26 protein-coding genes and 3 pseudogenes are annotated in these 24,016 nt (G+C 68.6%); 18 read left to right on the top strand and 11 right to left on the bottom strand.

The window, feature by feature from the left end; all coding sequences use genetic code 11:
* Positions 1-347: 347 nt before the first annotated feature.
* Positions 348-590: pseudogene (locus tag ACFQVD_RS09575) on the bottom strand (hypothetical protein); the annotation flags it as partial.
* On the opposite strand from ACFQVD_RS09575, the pseudogene ACFQVD_RS09580 reads away from it, so the two are divergent.
* Positions 586-1,197 (top strand): annotated as a pseudogene (locus ACFQVD_RS09580) (GbsR/MarR family transcriptional regulator); the annotation flags it as partial. The pseudogenes ACFQVD_RS09575 and ACFQVD_RS09580 sit on opposite strands and share 5 nt — an antisense overlap.
* A gap of 371 nt (positions 1,198-1,568) precedes the next feature.
* Here the strand turns inward: ACFQVD_RS09580 and ACFQVD_RS09585 are convergent.
* Together ACFQVD_RS09585 and groL are read right to left on the bottom strand one after the other, a co-directional pair.
* Positions 1,569-2,618 (bottom strand): hypothetical protein, encoded by a 1,050-nt coding sequence (locus ACFQVD_RS09585; RefSeq protein WP_343982593.1) that lies wholly within the window; start codon positions 2,616-2,618, stop codon positions 1,569-1,571.
* A gap of 53 nt (positions 2,619-2,671) precedes the next feature.
* A complete protein-coding gene (groL, locus tag ACFQVD_RS09590; RefSeq protein ID WP_343982591.1) occupies positions 2,672-4,297 on the bottom strand; it encodes a chaperonin GroEL in 1,626 nt (541 codons plus the stop codon).
* A 218-nt stretch (positions 4,298-4,515) separates the two neighbouring features.
* On the opposite strand from groL, the gene ACFQVD_RS09595 reads away from it, so the two are divergent.
* From ACFQVD_RS09595 to ACFQVD_RS09635, 9 genes are all read left to right on the top strand, one after another.
* On the top strand, positions 4,516-5,121 hold the full coding sequence (locus ACFQVD_RS09595) for a TetR/AcrR family transcriptional regulator (protein WP_343982588.1): 606 nt from the start codon (positions 4,516-4,518) through the stop codon (positions 5,119-5,121).
* A 446-nt stretch (positions 5,122-5,567) separates the two neighbouring features.
* A complete protein-coding gene (locus ACFQVD_RS09600) occupies positions 5,568-5,894 on the top strand; it encodes a PadR family transcriptional regulator (protein ID WP_155350237.1) in 327 nt (108 codons plus the stop codon).
* On the top strand, positions 5,891-6,247 hold the full coding sequence (locus ACFQVD_RS09605) for a DUF1048 domain-containing protein (RefSeq protein ID WP_343982577.1): 357 nt from the start codon (positions 5,891-5,893) through the stop codon (positions 6,245-6,247). Before ACFQVD_RS09600 ends, ACFQVD_RS09605 begins: the two co-directional genes overlap by 4 nt.
* 1 nt (position 6,248) lies before the next feature.
* Positions 6,249-6,575, top strand: a complete 327-nt coding sequence (locus ACFQVD_RS09610) for a DUF1048 domain-containing protein (protein ID WP_343982574.1) — start codon at positions 6,249-6,251, stop codon at positions 6,573-6,575.
* A gap of 436 nt (positions 6,576-7,011) precedes the next feature.
* Positions 7,012-7,347, top strand: coding sequence for a PadR family transcriptional regulator (locus ACFQVD_RS09615; RefSeq protein ID WP_343982571.1), 336 nt, complete (start codon positions 7,012-7,014; stop codon positions 7,345-7,347).
* On the top strand, positions 7,344-7,757 hold the full coding sequence (locus tag ACFQVD_RS09620; RefSeq protein ID WP_343982567.1) for a DUF1048 domain-containing protein: 414 nt from the start codon (positions 7,344-7,346) through the stop codon (positions 7,755-7,757). The genes ACFQVD_RS09615 and ACFQVD_RS09620 overlap by 4 nt, the downstream gene beginning before the upstream one ends.
* Positions 7,757-8,521, top strand: coding sequence for an ABC transporter ATP-binding protein (locus tag ACFQVD_RS09625; RefSeq protein WP_343982563.1), 765 nt, complete (start codon positions 7,757-7,759; stop codon positions 8,519-8,521). The genes ACFQVD_RS09620 and ACFQVD_RS09625 overlap by 1 nt, the downstream gene beginning before the upstream one ends.
* Positions 8,522-8,530: 9 nt before the next feature.
* On the top strand, positions 8,531-9,292 hold the full coding sequence (locus ACFQVD_RS09630; RefSeq protein WP_343982560.1) for an ABC transporter permease: 762 nt from the start codon (positions 8,531-8,533) through the stop codon (positions 9,290-9,292).
* 35 nt (positions 9,293-9,327) lie between these two features.
* A complete protein-coding gene (locus ACFQVD_RS09635) occupies positions 9,328-10,536 on the top strand; it encodes a cytochrome P450 (protein WP_386270870.1) in 1,209 nt (402 codons plus the stop codon).
* Between the two features lie 276 nt (positions 10,537-10,812).
* On the opposite strand, the gene ACFQVD_RS09640 is transcribed toward ACFQVD_RS09635, so the two are convergent.
* Entirely contained in the window at positions 10,813-11,799 is a 987-nt protein-coding gene (locus ACFQVD_RS09640) for an AraC family transcriptional regulator (protein ID WP_343973923.1), read from the bottom strand.
* Positions 11,800-11,929: 130 nt separating this feature from the next.
* On the opposite strand from ACFQVD_RS09640, the gene ACFQVD_RS09645 reads away from it, so the two are divergent.
* Together ACFQVD_RS09645 and ACFQVD_RS09650 are read left to right on the top strand one after the other, a co-directional pair.
* Positions 11,930-13,684 (top strand): NmrA family NAD(P)-binding protein, encoded by a 1,755-nt coding sequence (locus ACFQVD_RS09645; RefSeq protein ID WP_343973926.1) that lies wholly within the window; start codon positions 11,930-11,932, stop codon positions 13,682-13,684.
* 249 nt (positions 13,685-13,933) lie between these two features.
* Entirely contained in the window at positions 13,934-14,536 is a 603-nt protein-coding gene (locus ACFQVD_RS09650; protein ID WP_343973929.1) for a TetR/AcrR family transcriptional regulator, read from the top strand.
* Positions 14,537-14,552: 16 nt separating this feature from the next.
* Here the strand turns inward: ACFQVD_RS09650 and ACFQVD_RS09655 are convergent, their stop codons facing one another.
* Positions 14,553-14,693: a hypothetical protein gene (locus tag ACFQVD_RS09655; protein WP_343973932.1), complete on the bottom strand. Its 141-nt coding sequence runs from the start codon at positions 14,691-14,693 to the stop codon at positions 14,553-14,555.
* Between the two features lie 153 nt (positions 14,694-14,846).
* On the opposite strand from ACFQVD_RS09655, the gene ACFQVD_RS09660 reads away from it, so the two are divergent.
* A complete protein-coding gene (locus ACFQVD_RS09660) occupies positions 14,847-15,617 on the top strand; it encodes a hypothetical protein (RefSeq protein WP_343973935.1) in 771 nt (256 codons plus the stop codon).
* Between the two features lie 197 nt (positions 15,618-15,814).
* Here ACFQVD_RS09660 and ACFQVD_RS09665 read toward each other — a convergent pair whose 3' ends face one another.
* The 4 genes and pseudogenes from ACFQVD_RS09665 to ACFQVD_RS09680 all read right to left on the bottom strand — a co-directional run bounded on the left by ACFQVD_RS09665 (position 15,815) and on the right by ACFQVD_RS09680 (position 18,322).
* Entirely contained in the window at positions 15,815-15,964 is a 150-nt protein-coding gene (locus ACFQVD_RS09665; protein ID WP_343973938.1) for a hypothetical protein, read from the bottom strand.
* The gene (locus ACFQVD_RS09670; RefSeq protein ID WP_343974031.1) at positions 15,961-16,287 is read right to left on the bottom strand and encodes a hypothetical protein; all 327 of its coding nucleotides are present in this window, start codon (positions 16,285-16,287) and stop codon (positions 15,961-15,963) included. The genes ACFQVD_RS09665 and ACFQVD_RS09670 overlap by 4 nt, the downstream gene beginning before the upstream one ends.
* A gap of 323 nt (positions 16,288-16,610) precedes the next feature.
* A pseudogene (locus ACFQVD_RS09675) lies at positions 16,611-16,913 on the bottom strand (hypothetical protein); the annotation flags it as partial.
* A gap of 65 nt (positions 16,914-16,978) precedes the next feature.
* Positions 16,979-18,322 carry a sensor histidine kinase gene (locus ACFQVD_RS09680; RefSeq protein ID WP_343974025.1) on the bottom strand — a complete coding sequence of 448 codons (1,344 nt, stop codon included), beginning with the start codon at positions 18,320-18,322 and terminating at the stop codon, positions 16,979-16,981.
* A 484-nt stretch (positions 18,323-18,806) separates the two neighbouring features.
* Here ACFQVD_RS09680 and ACFQVD_RS09685 point away from each other — a divergent pair, with 484 nt between their 5' ends.
* Positions 18,807-19,190 (top strand): VOC family protein, encoded by a 384-nt coding sequence (locus ACFQVD_RS09685; RefSeq protein ID WP_343973941.1) that lies wholly within the window; start codon positions 18,807-18,809, stop codon positions 19,188-19,190.
* Positions 19,191-19,276: 86 nt separating this feature from the next.
* Here the strand turns inward: ACFQVD_RS09685 and ACFQVD_RS09690 are convergent, their stop codons facing one another.
* Positions 19,277-19,735: a GbsR/MarR family transcriptional regulator gene (locus ACFQVD_RS09690; protein WP_343973946.1), complete on the bottom strand. Its 459-nt coding sequence runs from the start codon at positions 19,733-19,735 to the stop codon at positions 19,277-19,279.
* Between the two features lie 297 nt (positions 19,736-20,032).
* Here ACFQVD_RS09690 and ACFQVD_RS09695 point away from each other — a divergent pair, with 297 nt between their 5' ends.
* From ACFQVD_RS09695 to ACFQVD_RS09710, 4 genes are all read left to right on the top strand, one after another.
* Complete coding sequence (locus ACFQVD_RS09695) at positions 20,033-20,476, top strand: hypothetical protein (RefSeq protein ID WP_343973949.1); 444 nt, start codon at positions 20,033-20,035, stop codon at positions 20,474-20,476.
* A gap of 18 nt (positions 20,477-20,494) precedes the next feature.
* Positions 20,495-21,640 (top strand): FAD-dependent oxidoreductase, encoded by a 1,146-nt coding sequence (locus ACFQVD_RS09700; protein ID WP_343973952.1) that lies wholly within the window; start codon positions 20,495-20,497, stop codon positions 21,638-21,640.
* 354 nt (positions 21,641-21,994) lie between these two features.
* A complete protein-coding gene (locus ACFQVD_RS09705; RefSeq protein WP_343973955.1) occupies positions 21,995-22,915 on the top strand; it encodes an ABC transporter ATP-binding protein in 921 nt (306 codons plus the stop codon).
* On the top strand, positions 22,908-23,687 hold the full coding sequence (locus ACFQVD_RS09710; protein WP_343973958.1) for an ABC transporter permease: 780 nt from the start codon (positions 22,908-22,910) through the stop codon (positions 23,685-23,687). The genes ACFQVD_RS09705 and ACFQVD_RS09710 overlap by 8 nt, the downstream gene beginning before the upstream one ends.
* A gap of 163 nt (positions 23,688-23,850) precedes the next feature.
* Here the strand turns inward: ACFQVD_RS09710 and ACFQVD_RS09715 are convergent, their stop codons facing one another.
* Positions 23,851-23,976, bottom strand: coding sequence for a hypothetical protein (locus ACFQVD_RS09715; RefSeq protein ID WP_343973960.1), 126 nt, complete (start codon positions 23,974-23,976; stop codon positions 23,851-23,853).
* Between the last annotated feature and the right edge of the window lie 40 nt (positions 23,977-24,016).

The following is a 24,016-nucleotide window of genomic DNA, read 5'->3' on the forward strand; positions in this document are numbered from 1 at the left end:
CAGCCCCGAGGTGACGGCCGATGGTTGGTGGCGAGGGCGCCGGAAACGCACCGGTTGGTAGATGTACGACTGGGCCGACAGCGTCTTCTCGACGACCGTCATCTCCGTCTTCCTGGGACCGTACCCCTCGCCGCCGCCCGCCGCCTCCGCCATCTGCCGGCCGACCGCTGCGAGCGAGTCTCGGGCGAGACCGGACAGCGCGTGAACTTCTGTCCGGTCTCCCGGATCGCATCGCCCCAGGTCACCGACCCGGGGCCGCTCACGGGCCGATCCGGTCTCCTGTGCCGCGCACCTGTCCACGGCCAAGGCCCCGGGGCGAGGACGACGAATAGCGCTGCGGGTCACGATCAGAGGCTGCGGGCGACGATGTCGCCATAGGCGGTGGTCGCGTGGATGTCGAGCTGGGCGGCGGCGCCTTCGGTGTTCTTGAGCGCGTTGCGGATCCGGCCGTAGGAGGTGCCGGCGTCCAGGGAGGCCGAGACTCCGGTGGCGGCGCCGACCGACACCTCGCCGGCCTCGGTGCGCAGCACGACCGTGCCGCGCACGGCCTCGGCGATGCGGATGTCGCCCTTGCCGGTGCTGATCTCCGCCTACCGCGCCGACCTGGCCCACCGCGCCACCGAACGCCGCACCCACCGGCGCAGGCAGGCCGCGCCCCCGGGGCAGGGGGCGCCCTCTCAGCCCTACGGACGCGACGCCGAGGCCGTGCGCGAGTACGAAGAGACGTTCACCACCGTCCTCATGCAATCGGGCCTGCCCAAGATGATGTCCCGGGTGCTGGGCTGCCTCTACACCACCGACGCCGGCAGCCTCACCACGGCCGAACTCGTCCAGCGCCTCCAGGTAAGCCCGGCGTCCATTTCCAAGGCGATCGCGTTCCTGGAGAGCCAGGACCTCGTGCGCCGGGAACGCGACGAACGCCGCCGCGAGCGCTACGTCGTCGACGACGAACTCTGGTACCAGGCGATGATCGCCAGCGCCCGATCCAACGCCCAGCTCGTCGAGACCGCACGGCAGGGCGTCGGCATCCTCGGTCCTGACACCCCGGCCGCCACCCGCCTCGAAAATATCGCTCGCTTCCTCGACTTCGTCGGCGAGAGCCTCACCCGCGCCGCGGAGCAGGCTCGCGAGGTCCTCCATACCAAGCCCGAAGCGACCTCGGGCGGCACCGTCAAGCCAGGTCCGGATCGCGGATAGACGGCCGTCTCGATGGTCACAGCCATTCCCGCCAGACAGCCGTCTACAGCCAATCTCTCCCCGGCGATCCGGTGACCTCAGCGCGGCTTGCCGCGGCGGCGTGGGCCGTCTCCCCGATCGACGATGCGCGAGCGAGCATGGCCGACCTGCTCAGCCGGCCCGCACGTGCTGTTTGACCGGGCACGACGGTCCGGTGAACTCGGTGGCCCTCAGCCAGGACGGCTCACGTCTGGCCTCAGGCACCTACCAGACGGTGCGGTTGTGGAATGTGGCCTTGCCACATGATCTCCCGCGAGCGGGTCTGTGGCATCGCGCGCCGAGGATTCACTTCCCAGGAATCGACAAAGCTGCCCCCAGTAGGAATGCCACGTTCACGTCATGGTCCTCTTTTCGGTCTCGGCCGTCCTGGCGCGTCCGTATTCGGCCAGGGTGTGGAAGGCGGCTTTGGGTTCCCACGGCAGCCCCGGATAGGTCGTCCCTGTGCGGCCGTGCTCCAGGATCTTGACGATGCCGAAGCTGGCGGTGTCGAAGTCCCGTCCGGGCTCGGAGGCCGTCGGCAGGTCACGGCGGGCGAACGTGTTGACGAACACCGTGTCCGTGCCCTCCTCGTCGTAGATGTCGAGGAGTTCGCGCACGTATTCGGCTTGTTCTTCTTCGTCCCGCATGACGGTTGTGATCAGGCGAGGGCGGGCGTGTTCGTCCCATTCGACGATGGAGTCGCCGCGTGCGCCCAGTTCGGCGGCTCCGCGGTGGGTGGTGCAGCCGAACTCGGTGACGGCGAACGGCTTGCTCTGCGAGGTCTGCGCACGCAGGCCCTCACGGAAACCGTGCGCGGTGGTCGCGTCGCGATATCCGGCGTCGGTGGCGACGATGTCGAACGGAGCCCAGTCCACGCCTTCGAAGGGCAGGGAGGCGTAGCTGATCGGACCGCCGAACCGTTCGCGCACCGCCGCGGCGGCTCGGGTGAGGAAGGTGTTGACCCGGGCGGGCACTTCGGGGAGTGCGGCGCGCAGCCGCGCGGGCTCGGCCATCAGACCAAGCCGCTCCTTCAGGCTGTCACCGGGCAGAAATCCACTGGTGAACAGGCTGATCTCGGAGCCGGTGAGGAATACGACGGGAGTTTCCTCCTGGCGTAGGCGTTCGGCCCGTTCGGCACCGTCGACGATGAACGTCATCAGCTCCTCTTGGGTGAGGCCGTTGGTGAACGGCGAATACCAGACCTCCAAGCCCGCGCGGGCGGCATGGCGTGCGGCGGTCTCAAGACGGTCCGGGTCTCCTCCGGTGATGCGGACCGCGTCGCAGTGCAGCTCATCACGGATGATCTGCATCTCGCGGCGTACCGCGTCAGGGTCGAAGGGCTCGTGGGTGGTGGTTCCGGCAGATAGGAAGCCGGTGTCGTAGGTGACACCGTAGGCACGCATCAGGAGCCTCCGTGTGTGTTCGTGCGGGTGAGGAGATACGAGAAAGAGACGGGCTAGAAGTCCATGTCCCCGCCGGGCATGCCGGCGGGGGCGGCCGGGGTCCTCTCCGGCTTCTCGGCGATGACGGCCTCGGTGGTGAGGAAGAGCGCCGCGATGGAGGCGGCGTTCCGCAGCGCCGAGCGCGTCACCTTGGCCGGGTCGATGATGCCCGCCTCGAACAGATTGACGTACTCACCCGTGGCCGCGTTGAGGCCCTCCCCCGGGGGCAGGTTGCGGACCCGCTCCACCACGACGCCGCCCTCGAGGCCGGCGTTGACCGCGATCTGCTTGAGCGGTTCCTCCAGAGCCTTGCGCACGATGGCGGCGCCGGTGGCCTCGTCGCCGACGAGTTCGAGCTTGTCGAAGGATTTGGCGCCGGCCTGCAGCAGGGCCACGCCACCGCCGGGGACGACGCCCTCCTCGACGGCCGCCTTCGCGTTGCGAACGGCGTCCTCGATGCGGTGCTTGCGTTCCTTGAGCTCGACCTCGGTCGCCGCGCCCGTCTTGATGACGGCCACGCCACCGGCGAGCTTGGCCAGGCGCTCCTGGAGCTTCTCGCGGTCGTAGTCGGAGTCGGTACGCTCGATCTCGGCGCGGATCTCGCCGACCCGGCCGGAGATGGCCTCGGCGTCACCCGCGCCGTCGACGATCGTGGTCTCGTCCTTGGTCACCACAACCTTGCGGGCCCGGCCCAGCAGGTCGAGAGTGGTGTTCTCCAGCTTGAGACCGACCTCCTCGGCGATGACCTGACCACCGGTCAGGATGGCGATGTCGCCCAGCATGGCCCTGCGGCGGTCACCGAAGCCCGGAGCCTTGACCGCCACCGACCGGAAGACTGCCTTCATCTTGTTGACGATCAAGGTGGCCAGGGCCTCGCCCTCGACGTCCTCGGCGATGACCAGCAGTGGCCTGCCGGACTGCACGACCTTGTCGAGCAGGGGCACCACGTCCCTGTTGGCGGAGACCTTGCCGCTCACGATCAGGACGTATGGATCGTCCAGGACCGCTTCGAGCCGGTCGGAGTCGGTGATGAAGAGCGGGGCGATGTAGCCCTTGTCGAAGCGCATGCCCTCGGTGAGCTCGAGCTCCAGGCCGAAGGTGTTGCTCTCCTCGACGGTGATGACGCCTTCCTTGCCGACCTTGTCCATCGCCTCGGCGATGAGCGCGCCGATCTCAGGGTCGGCGGCGGAGATGGAGGCGGTGGAGGCGATCTGCTCCTTGGTCTCCACTTCCTTGGCGAGCTTGGAGAGCTCCTCGCTGACCTGCTCGACGGCGGCCTCGATGCCCTTCTTCAGGGACATCGGGTTGGCGCCGGCGGCGACGTTGCGCAGGCCCTCGCGTACCAGTGCCTGGGCGAGCACGGTGGCGGTGGTGGTGCCGTCACCGGCGACGTCGTCGGTCCTCTTGGCGACCTCCTTGACCAGCTCGGCGCCGATCTTCTCCCACGGGTCCTGGAGCTCGATCTCCTTGGCGATGGACACGCCGTCGTTGGTGATCGTGGGAGCTCCCCACTTCTTCTCCAGCACGACGTTGCGGCCCTTGGGACCCAGGGTCACCTTGACGGCGTCGGCGAGCTGGTTCATGCCGCGCTCGAGAGCGCGTCGGGCGTCCTCGTCGAACGCGATCATCTTCGAAGTCATTCCTGCTCCTGCTCTTGGTAGGGGGCTGTCCGGGACGGCGCCCGCGACGGACGGTCTGGCGGCGGGCGGCCAACCCGCCGACGGACCTCGCCGCCCCGGCACACACCTTGTGGTCGGCACTCTCCAGGCGTGCGTGCCAGGTGCTCCGTCGCACTCTATCCACAACTTGCGCGTCACGCATATAGTGCGTGGCGCGCAGCGTTGGATAGAGTTGACCCATGAACGACGACGCCATGAACCTCCGGGCACGCAACAGCCAGGCCACCCGAGAGGCGATCAGCCACGCCGCACTGCGCCTGGCCATCGAGCAGGGCCCCAGCGGGCTGGCCCTGGTGCGTGTCCACGACATCGCCACGGCCGCGGGCGTCTCACCTCGCACCTACAACAACTACTTCTCCAGCAGGGCGGAGGCGATCTGCGCCTTCCAGGCCGACCAGTCCAGGCGCGCGGGGCAGGCGCTGCGCTCCCGGCCCGCCGGCGAACCACTCGATCAGGCCGTCATCGCGGCCGTGATCGAGCTCTACACCGACCCCGAACCCGACAAGGCCGGCCTGCGCATGATCATGTCAACGCCCGAGTTGGAAGGCGAGGCGCTGAAGGCGTTCAGCATGGCGGAGGGCCCGCTCGCCGAGGCGATCGCGGCCCGCACCGGCACCGACCCCCAGCGCGACCTGTTCCCCGCCGTCACGGCCGCCGCGATCACCGGCGCCATCCGCGTGGCGGGGCGGCACTGGCTCGAACCCGGCAACCCCGAATCCTTCGCCACCACCCTGCGCCGCGCCCTGACCTGTATCTTTCCCGCCGAGTCATCCAAAGAGGAGTAGCGGTAAGAAACGTGTCGTAAGCCCCAGGCAGCGTTGATCTTGTGGCTCATTGATCCAGGACCGCCGGACTGTCCGATCTCGGCGCCGGCGGGCATCGCGGATTTCGGCGTCTGCGATCTTGTCATCGAGCAGCACGTGCAGCCGTGCGGTCTCGGTGGAGGCGCGGCCGGGGCGGCCGCCGATGGCCTCGACGGCGCCACGGTGGAGCCGGTGATGACCGGTGACCAAGTGCGGGAGAAAAGTGCTTGGGGTCGGCCGGCCAGACCACGACGTCCACGAAGGAGCCGACGCCGCCGGGCCAGATGGCGATGTCGAGCATCCGGTCGCGGGCCGGTGATTCGAATCGCTTCCGCGGTCTGCGCTCGCCGGACATTGGTTCACTACTCCGTGATACCGTGTAGTGGTACTCGGTAGTACAAAGTACCAGGAGATCGAAGAGGACCACGATGGACGACCTGACGGAGATGCTGAAGGGCACCCTTGAGGGCTGCGTGCTTGAAATCATCGGCAGCGAGGAGACCTACGGGTACGCCATCACGCGCCGGCTGAACGAACTCGGCTTCGCCGACGTCGTCGAGGGGACGGTTTACACCATCCTGCTGCGGCTGGAGAAGAACGGGCTCGTCCAGGCGACGAAACGACCGTCCGGGCTGGGCCCCCCGCGCAAGTTCTATGCGCTCAACGACGCGGGGCGCGAAGAACTCGCAACGTTCTGGGCTAAATGGGAGTACATCACATCACGGATCGACAAGCTCAAGGAGGGCGGGAGATGAACTTCTGGGAGAGCATGACAGGCAGCGATCTCACCAGGGAATGGAAGGCATTCGAAGCCCGGGCCGAGGCATTGCCGGCCGACTACCGGGCGGCATGGGAAGAGATCAAGGGTCATCTTTCTCCCTACTCGGACTTCACAGGTCGAAACCTGATGCCGATTCTCGACAATGCTCTGGGGCTGCTCGAAGAGACGGCCTCCGATGGGCAGAGCATTCACGAGGTGCTGGGTGACGACATCGAGGGCTTCTGCGCGGCGCTGGCCGGCGGAGAAGGGGCCCGGAGCCATCGTGACCGGTGGCGCGAGCAGTTGAACAGGAACGTCGCAAAGAAATTGGGCCGGTTAGGAGGCTGACGTGGGCATCCAGGACATCATCGAGGGCAAGAGGCAGTGGCGGGCGCACATGACGCGAGTCAAGGCGCTCCCACCGGACTATCAGATCGTCTACAAGGAGATTCAGAGGTACGTCTTCAAGGTTGGACCGGTCGACTTGCTTGACGGGCCCCTGCTCTCAGGGATCCTCGATTTCTTCGAGGAGGGCGTCGCGGCCGGCAAGGGAGTCCTAGAACTCATCGGCGACGATGTCGCCACCTTCTGCGACGACCTGATCAAGGACTCGCGCACCTACGCGGACATCCATCAGGAGTCCATCAGCAGGAAACCCGGCACGGCCGAGAAGTAACCCCCGTCGACTCCGACCGTGCACAGGGCGTTGGAGTCGACCTGGCAGCAGCCGAGGAAGAAGACGGCTCCGCGTGCGTCGCCGCCGGATCTCCTCAAGCCGGTGATCGATGCGATCCGGTCGAGGCCGCCGACGACAGACGGCTCAACAAGACCACCGCCCGCTGCGGCCGCGTCGACCTGCTCCGCATCGACGAAGCGGGATCCGTCGTCGATCGCGTGGCCGAGGATCTCGCTCAGACTCTCCAGTGAGCCGACGGAGCCCGTCTTCGCCTAAGGGGTGACGGACTCGCTCACGAACAGCGATCAGGCCCCCCTCACCCACACGCTCAAGCTTTCGCTTCGTACCTCAGCTATTCGGTGTTGCTAAGTACAGGTAGTCAGCGTTACTTTGTACTGGTAGTCAGCAACACCAAGTAGCTGAAAGGAGGCGTCCCATGGGCAAGCTCGTGACGGAGATGCTCAAGGGAACGCTGGAGGGCATCGTCCTGGCGATCCTGTCCGGCCGCCCCGCGTACGGCTACGAGATCACGGCACAGCTGCGGGATCAGGGCTTCTCCGACATCGCCGAGGGCACCATCTACGCGCTGCTGGTCAGGATCGAGCAGCGCGGCCTGGTCGACGTGGAGAAGGTCCCGTCGGAGAAGGGGCCGCCGCGCAAGGTGTACTCCCTCAACGACCAGGGGCGGGAGTACCTCGAAGAGTTCTGGCGAACCTGGAGCTTCCTGGCCGACCGGCTCGAACAGCTCCGCAAGGGAGGCAAGCAGACATGACCACAGGATCGAACGAGTCGAAGAGCCGCTACCTGCAGTACCTGGAGATCGTCACCGGATCGCTGGAGGAGAAGAAGCGCTACCGGCAGTACAAGGCACGCATCAAGCGGCTGCCCGAGAACTACCGCATCGCGGTCGAAGCCTTGGAGCGCTACCTGATGCACTTCGGGCCGGCCGACGGCGTCGGCGCGATGGCGATGTACGAGGACCTCGCCGACCTGTTCGAGCAGAGCGCGGCCGACGCCACCCCGATCCGCGACCTCTTCGGCGACGACCCCATCGAGTTCGTCGAGACGTTCATGGCCAACTACCCCCTCGGCCAGTACCGGGCCCGCGAACGCAACCGCTTCACCAGCGCCATCGCCCGTGCCGCCGGCGACACCACCCCACCACGAGACAGGACAGAGTGATGACACCCCAGCAAGCCCCGGCGATCCAGGTGCTCGGCCTGGAGAAGTCGTACAAGGAGCTGCGCGTGCTGCGCGGTGTGAACTTCGAGGTGGCGCGGGGCAGCATCTTCGCCCTGCTCGGTTCCAACGGAGCGGGCAAGACCACCGCCGTGAAGATCCTGTCCACGCTGCTCAAGGCCGACGCGGGCACCGCCCGCGTCAACGGCTTCGACGTCGCCACGCAGGCCGCGAACGTGCGCGAGTCGATCAGCCTCACCGGGCAGTTCGCCGCCGTGGACGAGATCCTCAGCGGGCGGGAGAACCTCGTACTGGTCGCTCGGCTGCGGCACCTCAAGAACCCAGGCGAGATCGCCGACGACCTGCTGGAGCGGTTCTCACTGACCGACGCGGGCGGGCGGAAGGCGGCGACGTACTCGGGAGGCATGCGCCGCCGCCTCGATATCGCAATGAGCCTGATCGGCGATCCGCCGGTCATCTTCCTCGACGAGCCGACGACCGGCCTGGACCCCCAGGCCCGCATCGAGGTGTGGCAGGCCGTCAGGGAACTCGCCGACCGGGGCACGACGGTGCTGCTCACCACGCAGTACCTGGACGAGGCCGAACAACTCGCCGACCGGATCGCGATCCTCCACGAGGGCCGGATCATCGTCGACGGCACCCTGGCCGAGCTCAAGCAACTGCTCCCGCCCGCCAGGGTCGAATACGTCGAGAAGCAGCCGACGCTCGAGGACGTCTTCCTCACCCTCGTCGGCACGAAGGCATAAGGAACCACGATGAGCAAGCATTTCTTCGGCGACACCGCCGTCCTGCTGGGACGGTCCCTGCGCCACATCACGCGCAGCCCGGACACCATCATCACGACCGCGATCATGCCGATCGCCATGATGCTGATGTTCGTCTACGTGTTCGGCGGCGCGATCAGAACGGGGTCGGACTCGTATGTGAACTACATGCTGCCCGGCATCCTGCTCATCACGGTCGCCTCGGGCATCGCCTACACCGCGTACCGGCTGTTCATGGACATGAAGGGCGGCATCTTCGAGCGCTTCCAGTCGATGCCGACCGCGCGGTCGTCGGTGCTGTGGGCGCACGTGCTGACCTCGCTGGTCGCCAATCTGATCTCGCTCGTGGTCGTGATGCTCGTGGCCCTGCTCATGGGCTTCCGCTCGGGGGCGGGAGTGCCGGCGTGGCTGTCGGTGGCGGGCATCCTGATCCTGTTCACCCTGGCGTTGACCTGGATCGCCGTCATCCCCGGTCTGTCCGCCAAGACCATGGAAGGTGCGAGCGCGTTCTCCTACCCGCTCATCTTCCTGCCCTTCCTCAGCTCGGCGTTCGTGCCCACCGACACCATGCCCGGCCCGGTGCGCGCCTTCGCCGAGCACCAGCCGGTGACCTCCATCGTCAACGCCATCCGCGCCCTGTTCACCGGGCAGCCGGTCGGCACCGACATCTGGGTCGCCCTCGCCTGGTGTGCCGGCATCCTCGCCGTCGCGTACGTCTTCGCCATGAGGACCTACCGCCGCAAGATCTCCTAGGCCGGCCGCGTGCCTGCACATCGAAAGGAAAGGTCATGAACGATTTTGTCCACACCTTCACGGCGATGCCGACGGCGCGCCCGCCCGGCTGCCCCTTCGACCCGCCCAAGGAACTGCTCGACGCCCGCGAGCACGGCCCGATCAGCCGCTACACCTTCCCCGACGGTCACCAGGGCCGGCTGGTCACCGGCTACGACCTGGTGCGGTCGATCCTGGCCGACCCTCGATTCAGCTCGCGCAGGGAGCTCATGCGCCACCACCCGCTGGTCGACTACGGCGACATCGAGGTGCCCCCGGCACCGCCCGGCGAGTTCCTGCTGATGGACGAGCCACAGCACAGCCGCTACCGCAAACCCCTGGTGGGCAGGTTCACCGTACGGCGGATGCGGCAGCTCACCGAACGCGTCGAGCAGATCACCGCCGAGCACCTGGACGCCATGGAGCAGGCCGGCCCGACGGCCGACCTGGTGACCGCGTTCGCCAAGCCCATCCCCTCCGTCATCATCTGTGAGCTGCTGGGCGTGCCCTACGAGGAGCGGGGCCGCTTCCAGGAGAACATCGACACGTTCCTCGGCGGGGAGGCCGGCGACGAGGAAATGTTCGCGGCCTACACCGCGACCCAGGACTACCTCGCCGAACTGGTGGCCGCCAAGCGCGCCAACCCCACCGACGACGTGCTCAGCGACCTGCTCGACAGCGACCTGACCGACGAGGAGCTGAAGGGCATGGCCCTGATCCTGCTCTCAGCCGGGTTCGACACCACCGCCAACATGCTCGCGCTGGGCACCTTCGCGCTGCTGCGGAACCCGGAGCAGTTGGCCGCGCTGCGCGCCGACCCCACGCTCACCGACCGCGCGGTGGAGGAACTGCTGCGGTATCTGAGCGTCGCCAAGCAGTTCCACCGGGTCGCGCTGGAGGACGTCGAGCTGGGCGGCCAGACCATCAGGGCCGGCTCGATGGTCATCCTGTCGTACAACACCGCCAACCGCGACCCCGAGCGCTTCGCCGACCCCCACGTGCTCGACCTGCACAGGCAGGACGGCGGACATCTGGCCTTCGGCCACGGCATCCACCAGTGCCTGGGCCAGCAACTGGCCCGCGTCGAGATGCGGGTCGCGCTCCCCGCGCTGCTCGACCGCTTCCCCACGCTGCGCCTGGCCGTACCGGCCGAGGAGGTCGCCCTGCGCCCGGAGACCGCGGACATCTACGGGGTGAAGAGCCTCCCGGTCACCTGGGACGTGTAACCACTGATCCGGCCGCACCGCTGTGGCTATTCGCCTGGCACCCGACCGAAGCCGCAAAGCCGGACGCTTCACCGCCTACGCATCACACGCGCGCTGCTGAAAGGTGCAGAGCCCGCTCGGCGGCAGCACACCGGGATACGGTCCAGGCAATGCCGGAAATATGCCCGGACCTCGAGGTCCGCCGAACCGCCTTTGGTCCCTTACGCCGACAGCGCAAGCACTTCGGACATCCGTGCAGGCTACGGGGGTTGAGGAAGAACAGAGCGAAAACCGGCGCTAGGCCATTACGTCGAGTTCACCGCCCTGGGTTTCCGCTCGGCTCTGTCGTCGGTACTTGCCGGGTGCGATGCCGTACTCCCGTTTGAAGGCGGTGGCGAAGGCGAACTCCGAGGTGTAGCCGATCCGGGGGGCCACCTCGCCGAGCGGGGCGTCGGACTCGCGGAGAAGCCGGGCTGCGGTGGTCATACGCCACCAGGTCAGATAGGTGAGGGGCGGCTGGCCGATCAGGGTGGTGAAGCGCCGGGAGAAAGCCGCCCTGGACAGTCCCGCCCGGGTGCCGAGTGTCTCAACCGTCCAGGGGAGTGCGGGGTCACGGTGCAGGGCGTGCAGTGCGGCGCTGATCGCCGGATCGCCCAGTGCCGCCGCCCAACCGGCGGTCGCGCCGCGTTCGGACTGTTCGTCGAACCAGGCGCGCAGGATGTAGAGCAGCAGCATGTCGAGCAGGGCGGGCACGACGGTGTCGGCGCCGAGGCGGGGGTTGTCGAGTTCGCCGCCGAGTAGGTCGACCGCGGCGCGCAGCTCGGGGCGGTGCCCGAGGCGGGCGGGCAGGTGAACGATCTCGGGCAGATCGGCCAGGAGCGGATGGGCTCGGCTGGGGTCGAGCCGGTATCCACCGCAGAGGGTCACGGTGACCGCCTGCGAGCCGTCCTGCCCGGTCTTCCCCACGATCGCGGAGGCATAGCGGTCTTCGAATCGAGGGTCGTTCAGTGGGTCGCAGACGGGTTCGGTCAACGGGGTGCCAGGGCTGTCGGCCAGCGCGTAACCGCTTCCGTGGGGCAGGAACACCACATCGCCGACGTTCAGCGCGATGGGGGCGCCGCCGTCCGGGGGGATCAGCCGGCACGATCCCTGCAGGACCACCTGAAAGCCGGCGGAGCCGCGCACCGTGGGGAACCGCTGCCCCCAGGGGGCGTACCACTGGACGCGCGCCGAGCGAGGTTCCCCGGCGCGCATCGCGGCGATCACATCGCTGAGCACATCCATAGGGAGAGTCTATCTCGACGGCGCTAAGAAGACGTATACATATAAATATTAGATTTTCACACATTGGATGTCTCTTCTCATCCCCATACGGTTAAGTGCACACGAAGTGATCAACCGTTGGGAGTCTTTCATGCCGGGACAACGCAGGATTCTGGTGACCGGGGCGACCGGCACGGTCGGCCGGCAGGTCGTCGCGCAATTGCTGGAGGCGGGGGCCGGGGTTCGCGCGCTGGCCCGCGATCTTGAAGCGGCCTGCCTACCGGACGGCGTCGAGGTCGTGCGTGGCGACCTGGCCGATCCGGACACCTTGCACGCGCCCCTGGACGGGGTCGAGGCCGTGTTTCTCCTCTGGCCGTTCGCTACGGCCGAAAGCATGCCCGCGGTTCTGGACGTGGTCGCCACGCATGCCCGCCGCGTCGTCTACCTGTCTTCGGCGGCCGTACGCGGCTACGAACAACAGATCGAGCAGCTGGTCGAGCGGTCCGGGCTGGAATGGACGTTCCTTCGGCCGCACGCCTTCGCGGCCAACGCCCTGCGGTGGGCCGGGCAGATCCGCGCCGAGGCAGTCGCGCGCGGGCCTTACGGCACGGCCGCCATGCCCCCGCTGCACGAGCGGGACCTCGCGGCGGTCGCGGTGCGCACACTCGTCGACGACGGGCACAACGGCGCGATCTACGAGCTGACCGGGCCCGAGATACTGACCCAGGCCGAACAGGCGAGCATCATCGGGGAGGTGATCGGCCGCCCGGTGCACTGGGAGGAGACCTCGCCGCAGGTCGCGCGGCAGCAGATGCTCACCCAGGGCTGGCCTCCCGCGGCCGTGAACGGCATCCTCCAGGCCCAGGCCGAGATGGTGACCGCACCAAGAGCGGCCACGACCACGGTGGCAGAGGTCACCGGAGCCCCGGCCCGCACGTTCCGTACCTGGGTGACCGACCACGCGGGCGAGTTTCGCGACACCATGAAGGCCGCCCGCATCCATGAGTACGGCGATGCCTCCGTCATCCGATACGAAGAAGTACCGCGACCCGCCGCCGGGCCGGGCGAGGTCCTGATCCGGGTCGCTGCCACCTCGTTCAATCCTTCGGAAACGGCGCTGCGGTCCGGGGTACTACGAGCCGTGCTGCCGGTGGACCTGCCCTGCGTCCTCGGCTGGGACGTCTCCGGCACGATCGCCGAGGTCGGCGACGACGTGGAGGGCTTGGCCGTGGGCGACCGGGTCATCGGCCGTCTCGACGCGGGCGGCGCCGCGGCCGAGTACGTCGCCGCCCCGGCCGACGTGCTGGCCAAGGCGCCTGCCACCGTCCCCCTCACCGACGCGGCCGCGATCCCCGTCGCCGCGCTCACCGCCTGGCAGGCGCTGTTCGAGCACGCCCACATCACCGCGGGCCGGCGCGTGCTCATCAACGGCGCCGGTGGCGGTGTGGGAATGTTCGCCGTCCAGCTCGCCAGGCACGCCGGTGCGACAGTGGCCGCCACGGCCAGCGGCCGCAGCGCCGCGGCGGTCCGCAGGTACGGTGCCGACCAGATCATCGACTACACGACCACCGCTCTCGCAGATGCGCTGGACGGCCCGGTTGATGCCGTCGTCAACCTCGCTCCGGTCTCCCCCGAGGCCGCGGTGATCCTGGTCTCCCTCCTGCGGCCGGGCGGCGTCATCGCCTCCGTCACCACCCCCGTCGAACTCCCCGCCGACGCCGATGTCACCGCCCTGCACATGGTCGCCCGCAACGACACCAAGCAACTGAGCGAGATCGTCGAACTCCTCGACGCCGGCGTGCTCGTCGTCGACGTCGCCGAATCCCACCCGCTGTCCAACCTCACGCTGGTCCACCGCAGGAGCGAGGCGGGCCGGACCCATGGCAAGATCACCATCTTGCCGTGAACGCAGGTATCCCGGCCCCGGGTGCCGCGGCGTCGGGAGCACGCGGCCAGGGCACGACGGGGAGGCCGTGGCCCGCCGGGTACACGACATCGCCACCAAGCGCCGGCACACCGAGTTCGGGCTGGCGAACCTCAAAGGTTTCGACCTGCCGCATCTGGATGAGGTGATGCCGTACAAGACGGTACGTCTCGTCGAAGTGCGATATCGAGACGGAACGTATCGTCTTGTTAGTGTGGCATGCTCCGGGACATGGCCAAGCAGCCCAATCCCGCCCGCCGCAACGAGCGTTCCCGGCAGGCCATCCTCACCGCCGCCCGCGACCTGGTCTCCGAGGTGGGATACGCCAAGCTGACCATCGAGGCCATCGCGGCCCGGGCCGGCGTCGGGAAACAGACCATCTACCGCTGGTGGCCCTCCAAGGGCGCAGTGATCTTCGACGCCTTCCTCGCGCTCAGCGAGGCAGGCCCGGAGCAGGGCATCGCGTTGCCCGACACCGGCGACCTGGAGGCCGACCTCAAGATGGTGATGCGGGCGACGGCGGCCGAGTTCGCCGACCCTGCGTCCGAGGCGCCGATCCGCGCGCTCAACATCGAGATGATCAACGATCCCGGCCTGGCCGCCCAGTATCGCGAGAAGCTGGCCGATCCGGTGAACGAGGCGAAAAAGGCGCGGCTGCGTAGCGCGCAGCGGGCCGGGCAACTCGCCGCGGACGCCGACCTCGACCTGGCGCTGGAGCTGCTGTACGCGCCCCTCTACCAGCGATGGCTGCTCCGCTCCGGCCCGCTCACCCCGGAATACGCCGACACCCTCGTCGAGGTCTTCCTCAAAGCCATGCGTCCGGAACCCGCGTAGCGACGAACGGCAGACATCAACCCCTCGGGAGTTCAAGCACGAAGGGCTGGTCCGGGCCGGTGCCGGCGTACAGCCCGGTGATGGCGCGGAAGCCGTAGCCGGCGTGGCAGGCGGCTTCCAGGCGACGCAGGACGATGAGCGGTTCCTTAGTCAGCACGAAATACCGGCATGCCTCTCATGTGTGGAGCGGCCCCATCATTACGCGCCAACTCAAAGAAGTTCAGCGGTGCGCTCCATCTCAGCGGCCGACGCCCCGGCCCACTTGACGAACCCGCTCCGGAATGACGGGCCTGGCCTATACGGTCCCGGCATGAGATCCGCTTCTGCGAACATTTCGGGCCCGTGGCTAGAACAGCTGACCGGCGCCTTTGAGATCCTGCTCGGCCGTCCGCTGGCGAGTTTCGACGCCGACGCCGTCTATGCGACGTTCTTCGGCGGCAACCTCATCAACGAGCTCGGCTTTGCGCAGGACACCGCCTGGGTGAACCCGGCCGCCCTCCGCGGCGCCGAGCCGGTCGTCTGGGACTGCCCGATCTTCGACCTGGAGGAGCCGCTGCTGGAGTTCGACGCGAGCCGGTCGATCTTCGAGTTCGACAAGGCCGGGCTGCCGCCGGAGTTCGAGGCGGATCTCGTGGCGGCGTGCTTCGCGGGCCGGCTCGTCCTGGGCTGCGACCTGGCTCCCCTGCTGGCACGGTACGCCCTCGCCGCATCCGATCTGCGCGGCACCTGGACCGTCTGCCACCCGCGGCTGGTCTCGGACGGCACGCTCTTCGACGCGATGCGGGTCGCCACCGCGCTCGGCACGGGCCCCGAAAGCCTCCTTCCCCTCGAGGCGGAGGCGGCCGAGGATTGGCAGGAGGCGCTGGCCGACCTCACGCCGCCCGAGCTGTTCGCCCACCTGAGTTTCTTCTGCACCGAAGGCGAGGAGGGGCTGATGTACCTGCGAACCGAGCGGTCGGGCGGCGACCTGCTCGCCGACGAGGGCTGCACACTGATCGCCAACTGGGAGGAGGGCCAGGGCCAGGTCGAGTTCGCGGTCGTCCAGGCCGGCGAGCTCGTGGCAGGGCCGCGCGCGTCCTGAGAGTCGAGGGCCGGCCCGCCCAACGGAACAGCCGTGACGATGAGCATGACAGGGGCTCCCGGGAGGGTGGCGAGCGGGGTTCCGCAGGGAGGCCGGCTCAGGCGGACGGCGTGGCGGGCGCTACGGGCTTGTCGGCCGACGCGCACGCCCCCGCCAGGCACCGTTCGCCTGCCCCGTCGCAAGACGAGCCGGGTCGTTCAGGGCCTGCGGCCGTGAAAGGTGCGGCGCAGGACGAAGGTGAGGCCGACCGGGGCCTGCACGACCGGGGTGCGGTCGTGGGCGAGGGCCCAGGGGTAGCGGTTGGCGTTGGCGTAGTAACGCATGGATGTGGCGATGGAGTTGTTCACCCAGTAGATCGTGCGTGGGTGAGCAGGTCGTCCTTGGTGAAGACGGACTCGACGTCGCCGCCGTTGTCTCTCCAGGCGTTCCAGCGCTCCAGCAGCCAGGCGAGCAGTCCGGCGGGTGAGTCGCTCAGCCCGTGGGCCAGGGGGGCGCCGTCGAGCATGTGCACGGCGAGGTGGGCCGCCGAGCGGTGGTCCAGCTCGACGATCCGGGCGCGGACGTCGGCGGGCTGATCGTCGGTGAGGGGCCGATTCCGGGCGAAGTCCCAGGCCCGGGGGCCGGTGAAGAAGTCGAGCGGCAGCCCGGAGCCGATGTGGATGCCGTACAACTCGTCGGCGTATTTGTGGCCGAGCTGACTGGAGACGATCCCGCCGATGTCGCAGCCCCCGGCGGCATACTTCTCATACCCAGGGTCTCGGTCATCAGGGTGTGCCAGAGGTCGGAGACCTTCCAGAAGTTGACGTCCGAAAAGCCGGTGAGCGGGCCGGGGAAACCGAAGCCGGGCCGGGACGGCACGATGACGTCGAACGCGTCGGCGAGGTCACCGACGAACGCGGCTGGGTCGGCGAGCGGATCGATCACCTTCGACCAGTGCCAGAACGTCCACGGCCAGCCGTGGGTGAGGATCAACGGAATCGGGCGAGGGCCACGGCCGGGCTTGTGCATGAAGTGCACTGGAATACCGGCGACGCTCACCTGGTAGTGCTCGTAGGCAGCGACGCGGCGAGCGCCTGCCGGTCGTGCGGGTCGAGCTGGCCGGCCAGGCGACCGATGCGCTAACCAGGGTCGGTGTGGACCGAATCGCCCCGGCCCGCGAACGTCGGCGCCGAACCGGTCGGACACGTCCGCCTGGGGTACGCGCGCACTTCGACCGCCCGGCAGTCCTTTCGTCGAGGTCGTGAACTCGATCTGGCTTTGTGCCCACCGCAGTAAATCGGCTGCTTGCCACAGCATGGCAGGCTTCCGGCATACCCCCCCCCTTTTTTTCCGGGCGCGTTGCCAGTCGCCGGTTCCCGAGGTCACACCTCCGTCGGCAGATGCGCCTGATCCGCGGGGGATGCGGCATGACCGGGCAGGCGCAGCACGAACCGCGCGCCGCGGGGGCTGTCTTCGATGGTGAGGGTGCCGCCGTGGGTTTCGGCGATCTGCCGGGCGATCGGCAGGCCGAGCCCGGTACCGCCGGCGTCCCTGCTGCGGGAGGCCTCCAGGCGGGCGAACCGCTGGAAGATGACCTCCTGCTGGTCGGGGGCGATGCCCTCGCCGTCGTCGCACACCTCCAGCGCCGCCGTACCCGCCTTCAGAGTGAGGCTGATGGTGATGGTGGAGTCGGCGTGGCGTTCGGCGTTGTCCAGCAGGTTGTTCAGCAGCCGGGCCAGGCCGATCCGCTCCCCCTTGATCACCACGCCGGGGGTGAGGTGGCGGATCACCGTGACCCGGCGGGGGCGCCGGTCCAGCTCGGCCGCCACCAGGCCGGTCAGGTCGATGGGATCGTGTCGGCCGCTGATGCCCGCATCCAGCCGGGCGATCTGCAACAGGTCGGCGACCAGGTCCTGAAGCCGTTCCATACTGTCCAGCAGCGCGTTCGCCGTTCGCGGCCAGTCGGTCTCCCGCGGGTAGGCGAGCGCCTCGTCGATCTGCAGGCGCATCGCGGCCAGCGGGCTGCGCAGATCGTGGGAGGCGTCCGAGGCGAACCGCAACTGCTGCTCGACCGCCGACTGTGCCCGGTCCAGGGTCTTGTTCGCGATCTCGGCGAGGTCGCGCAGCTCGCCTTGGTACTTCGGTACCGGCACCCGGTGGCCGAGGTCACTCGCAGTGATCTGGGCGAGTTTGCCGCTGATCGCACGCACCGGCTCCAGGGTCTTGCCCACGGTCCGGTAGGTGCCCGCCGTGGTCGCCCCGACCAGCAGGAGCCAGCCGGCGGCGAGCGGGATCAGCAGCCGGGGGCCCACGTACCAGGGAACATCGGCGACGGCCATGTTGAGCGACCAGACGCCGTCGGCCTTGTGCACAGGGTAGGAGATCACGATCTTGCACTGGCCGGGGAACGCACGCAGATCACACAACCGCGCGATCGTGTAGGAGTCGACATCGGGGCGAAGGTTGGTTATCGGCGGCTCACGCGCCCCGAAGCCCGGGGTGGCGGCGACCGGCGTGCCGGCCGGGTCGAACACCTGAACCGCCTCATTGTGCCCGTCCGACAGCAGGTTGGGGGATACACCGCTGTGGCGTATCTTCTTGGCCATCTCCACGGCGTGGGTGGTGAGCCATTTCGTCCGGTCCTCGACGGCGGCGTCCCGTACCTCCAACAGGGCGAGCACCGCGACAACGGTACAGATCAGCGCCATGACGGCGCCTGCCACCACGGTCAAGCGGATCCTGATGGAACACCGATGCCACGCGCTCACTTGAGCCTCCCCTCACGACCAGACGCACCCCCCATAACGACTCCTTACCGCTCCTGGGAAGACTCACGACCAAAGCCGCGTAAACGTCAGCTGGAACGCGCGGAATGCCCATGTCATGGTGAAAGAGGCAAGCGGCGGCCGCTGTCGCCACCGCGCTGACCGGACGGGCGGTGACCGGCCGGGAGCCCGACACCCGGAGTCGCTCGATTGTCGTGGGCTCGGCGGTGGCGGTGCAGCACTGCGCCAGGTCGCCAACCGGCTCGTCGGCATCTGCACGGGTGCCTCAAAACCGGCACCCTCTACGAGGAGACCACCGCTTGACCACACCACAACGAAACCACTGCCTGACACCTGAGGCCCTGGGACGCCCTTGCGACTCGGCGCAGCTTCGGGAGAACCCGGCCTTCCCGTTGATCACCCTGATCTACGTATAGTGACGGCCATGGCATGCCGAATCAGCGAACTGGTCATCGACGCCGCGGACCCCGACCGGCTGGCCGCATTCTGGAGCGACGTCCTCGGCTACGTCGAACTCGAGCGGGAGGCCGACGGAAGCATCGAGATCGGTCCGCCCGACGCCGGTTTCGGCGGCCCACAGCCCACTCTCGTCTTCAGCCCGACCGATACCCCCCGGACGGGAAGGCTTCGGCTGCACATCGATGTCAACGCCACCGACCGCGACCAGGATGCCGAGCTGGAACGACTGCTCGCTCTCGGCGCCAGGCCCGTCGACATCGGCCAGACCGGCACCGAAAGCTGGCACGTCCTGGCCGACCCCGAGGGCAACGAGTTCTGCCTTCTGCGCGCCCGGCTCAAGCCCCTGTGACGATTGCCCTCGTCCCGCTCACCGGCGTGCTCTACATCGAGACCGCGGGCTGAGCTCGGCTACCGCTTCTTGGGTCTTGGGCTGGGTCAGCGGGCCTGCTGGTGCCAGCGGTGCAGCAGAGCAGGGAGCTCGCCGAGCAGGAACTCGTAGAAGGCGTGCATCTGTGCCAGGCGCTGACGGGCGGGATCGCCCTCGTCAGTGGCGGCGATCCCGGCGACCGCGGCCTGGAGCATGGCCTGAATGACGGTGTTCTGGCTGGTGAACAAGGTGGACCAGGCGTCGTCGCGGAGCCGGTAGTGCTCGCGCCGGCTACCGGGCGATGGCAGGCGTTCGATCAGTCCGACCGTCGCCAGGGATTTGATCGCGCCCGAGACCGAGCCTGCGCTGGCCTCCAGCCGGTTGGCGATCTCGCCGGCGGTGACACTGTCCTGGTCGCTGAACAGGAAGACTGCCAGGGTGCGCGCGGCCATGCGCTGCAATCCGCCCTCAATCAGCGTCAGGGCCAGTCGTTCCGCCGCCTGCCACCGCTCATACCGGTCATTCACGCGCTCGCCTCCTTAAGGAGAATAAGGATACCGAACACCTCGACACTTCAGAAATTTCTGAAAAGTCGGTATATTCCTCGTATCGGCCTCGCGAGAGGTTCGATGGTGTGCCGGGAAGCCTGGTCGGCGATGTGACCTCTCATCAGCGTCGACAGAAAGGTGACCGGCCATGACCCTGCTCAGCCGGTTGTACGGCGTGCGCCCCGCCCTGCGTCACCGGGTGCGCGTCCGGCGGAACGTGGAGATCCCGGCCGCCGATGGTGCGCGGCCGCCGGCCACGCGGCCGCCGAGGCGCCGTTGCAGTACCTCGACGTCCGCGACCTGGCCGCCTGGATGCTTAAAGCCGCCGACCGCGGCCTGGGCGATGCCTTCACCGTGACCGGCCCACCCGGCGCGATCACCCTCGGCGACCTGCTCACCACGGCACTGCAGGTCACCGGCTTCGACACCGAACTGGTGTGGGCGCCGCCGGAACTGCTGCTGCGGCACGGTCTGCCGCTCGGCATGGAGTTCGGGCTGCGGCTGCCCGACGGCAGCGCGCCACGCGGCATGCACGACGCCGACGTCGGCGCCGCCCTGGCCGAAGGGCTCACCACGCGCCCGCTGCGCGAGACCCTCGCCGACACCTGGGCCTGGCTCCAGGCCGAAGGCGACCCGGCGCCCCGCGCCGACGCACCCTCCCCCGACACCTGGCTGGATGCCGCCGCAGAACAGCGGCTGCTCGACCAGCTCTCCCACTAAAGGAAGCACCACCTCACCATGCGCGCCATCATCATCGGAGCCGGCATCGCCGGCCTGGCCACCGCCCTGCGCCTGCACCAGATCGGCTGGGACACCCTCATCGTCGAACGCGCGCCAGAACGCCGCGGCGGCGGCTACGCGGTCACCTTCGGCGGCATCGGCTACGACGCCGCCGAACGCATGGGCCTCCTGCCCGACCTGCGAGCCAGTGCCTTCGACACTCAAGAGCTCGTCTACCACAAGAGCGATGGCTCCCGCCGCTTCGCCCTCGACCGCACCACCATCGCCGCCACCACCGGACCCCGCTCGATCACCATCCTGCGCGGCGACCTCGAAACCGCACTGTACGACAAGGTCGAGGGCCACACCGAGATCCGCTTCGGCGCCACCCTCACCGCCATCGACCAGGACGACCACGCCGTCCGCGTCACCCTGAGCGACGACACCATCGAGGAGGCCGACCTGCTGATCGGCGCCGACGGCCTGCACTCGGCCACCCGCGCCCTGCTGTTCGGCCCAGAGGAGGACTTCCTGCTCGACCTGGAGCACAAGGTCGCCGTCTTCATGCTTGACCGGCGGCCCGCAGCCATCGCGCCCGGCGCGACCGGCACCCTGTCATCGCGCGGCCGCACCGCAGCGATCATCAGCGTCGGCGACGGCCGCAACGTCGCCTTCTTCGGCTACCGCGCCGACCACGCCCGCCCAGACGAGGACGTCACCACCCAGCTGGAACGCGTCTACGGTGACCTCGGCTGGGTCATCCCCGAAGCCCTAGCCGGGCTGGCGCGGGCCGATTCGGTCTACTTCGACACCATCAGCCAGGTCGTGGCATCGCGTTGGAGCAGCGGCCGCGTGCTACTGCTCGGCGATGCCGCCTGGTGCGTCACCCTGTTCGCCGGGTACGGCTCCGCGCTGGCCGTCGGCGGCGCCGACCGGCTCGGCACCGAACTGGCCGCCCACCCCGGCGACATCCCCGCAGCACTGACCGCGTGGGAGGCCGCCATCCGTCCCGAAGCCGAACGCAAACAGAAGCTCGGCCGCCGGGTCAAAGGCGTCTACGCCCCCGCCAACCCCGCACTGCTGTGGCTGAGCCTGCTACCGCTGCGGCTGGCCTCCCTGCCGCCTGTGCGCTGGTATATGACCCGCCGCTTCATCAAGGGCTGAACGTCGTGTGACACCTAGCCGAGCGGGCGGCCAGGTGTTACATTCCAGGCGTCGTAGGAGCGCGCCCCAGCCGGGGCGCGAACGTCGGTGAGCCGGGAAGCCTGGTCGGCCCGCGATCTTCCGGTCGCGGAGCTAGGAGGCTTGCTCCCGATGCGCCCGACCACAACCCTGCTCGGCTGCGGCATCGCCGCCGGCGCCGGACCGCGAGCCTCCACCACCCGTCACACCGACCAAGACCATGCCATACGCCATCCAGGCGTATCCCCGGCCGGCCCGGCACGACATCCTCCTGCAGGACGCGCTGCCCATCTGGGCACTGTTCATGCTCATCACCCAGCAATGAAGGAGCACCTGATGGGCAACGCAGGGGCCCCGGTCATCGAGGTGACCGGCCTGACCAAGCACTACACCGGCGCCCTGGCCGTCGACGACGTCGGCCTGAGTGTGGAAGCGGGCCAGATCTACGCCCTGCTCGGACTCAACGGCGCCGGCAAGACCACGCTGATCCGCATGCTGCTCGGCATGATCGCCCCCACCGCCGGATCGGCACGGGTGCTCGGCGCGGCCGTCTCGGCCGGACAGCGTTCGGCCTGGTCCCGCACCGGCTACCTGGTCGAGGCCCCGGCCGCCTACCCCGAGCTGACAGTGCGCGAAAACCTCCAACTGTACGCCCGCCTGCGCCGGCTGAAACACCCCGGCCGGCACGTGGAAGACATCGTCGAACGGCTGGCCCTGGCCCCCTACGCCGGGCGGCGCGCCCGCACCCTGTCGATGGGCAACCTGCAGCGCCTGGCCCTGGCCAAAGCCCTCATCCACCGCCCCGACCTGCTCATCCTCGACGAGCCCGTCAACGGCCTGGATCCCGCCGGCGTGGTGGAGATCCGTACTCTGCTGACCGGCCTGGCCCGCGAGCACGGCACCACCGTGCTGATCTCCAGCCACCTGCTAGCCGAAGTCGCCCGTCTGAACGGCCGCATCGCCATCCTGCACCAGGGCCGACTGCTGGCCGAACACGACGCCACCAGCCTGGACCGACACCGGCGCCGCCACGTGAACGTTTCCACCCGCGACGACACGACAGCCGACCGGGTACTGCGCGATCACGGCTACCACCCCGACCCCGGCCTGCAACTGAGCGACGAACGCGCCCTGACCCGGCCCGAGGAGGTGGCCACCATCCTGGTCGAGGCCGGCGTGCCACCCACCGAACTCCACCTGGTGGAAGAAGACCTGGAAGCCTACTTCCTGCGCATCGTCGGAGCCGACCATGCGTGAAGCGCTGCGGAGCGAACTGCTCAAGGCACGACGCAGCCGCCTGCCCTGGCTCACCGCGTTCGCCTTCACCATCGTCACCCTCGTCTGCGGCCTGTTCATGTTCATCCTGGCCGACCCCGCCCGCGCCCGCGCGATGGGACTGCTCGGCGACAAGGCACAGTTGTCCGGCGCAAGCGCCGACTGGCCCGGCTACCTGGCCCTGCTGGCTCAAGCGGTCGCCGTCGGTGGCCTGCTCGTCTACAGCATGATCGCCATCTGGCTGTTCGGCCGCGAGTTCAGCGACCGTACCGCCAAAGACCTGCTCGCATTGCCGACGTCCCGCACCACCATCGTGGCCGCCAAGTTCACCCTCTCCGCCGGCTGGGCCCTGCTGCTCGCCACTGGCACGACCATACTTGGCCTGCTGCTCGGCGCGCTGCTGGCACTACCCGGCTGGTCGGCGCAGGCGACCGCGGCCGGGGCCGTGAAGATTCTGGTCGCCGCCGCGCTTTCGGCCGCCCTCACCACGCCGCTGGCGCTGGCCGCCAGCATCGGCCGCGGCTACCTGGCCGCGGTCGGCGTGCTGTTCGTGCTGGCCTTCACCGCCCAGATCATCGCCGCGCTCGGCTTCGGCGCCTGGTTCCCCTACTCGATACCCGGCCTGTACGCAGGCATCGCCGGCCCCGGCCACGACCCGCCAGGACCGATCAGCGTCCTGCTCGTCCTGACCACCGGCGCAGCCGGCATGGCAGCAACTCTCGCGTGGTGGCGCAACGCCGACCACGACCGCTGACCCCGAGCCGATGCTGCTGCCAGCCATCTGGTGCCGACGTCCAGGGCAGTCTGCGCCTCACCCGAGACGACCAACTCGCCACCTGTGAAGACGCCCCTTTCGGCGAACCGCCCTGGTGGCGTTGGCCGGGGGCCAGGGGCAGGACCCTGCAAGGTCGGGAAGGTCAGCAGCTCTGCCCCGCCCCGGCAGCGACCCGGATGAAAGCCGCCGACATCGCCCCGTTCGGAGTGGCGATCCCGCTCGCCTGGGTGGACAGGCCATGCTCGCGCACCGGGTCCACTGGCCTCATGGATACATCACCGATTGAAGGCTATCGCGACAAGAGCAGG

This window comes from Streptosporangium amethystogenes subsp. fukuiense (assembly GCF_042665875.1).
GTDB classification, from domain to species: Bacteria; Actinomycetota; Actinomycetes; order Streptosporangiales; family Streptosporangiaceae; genus Streptosporangium; species Streptosporangium fukuiense.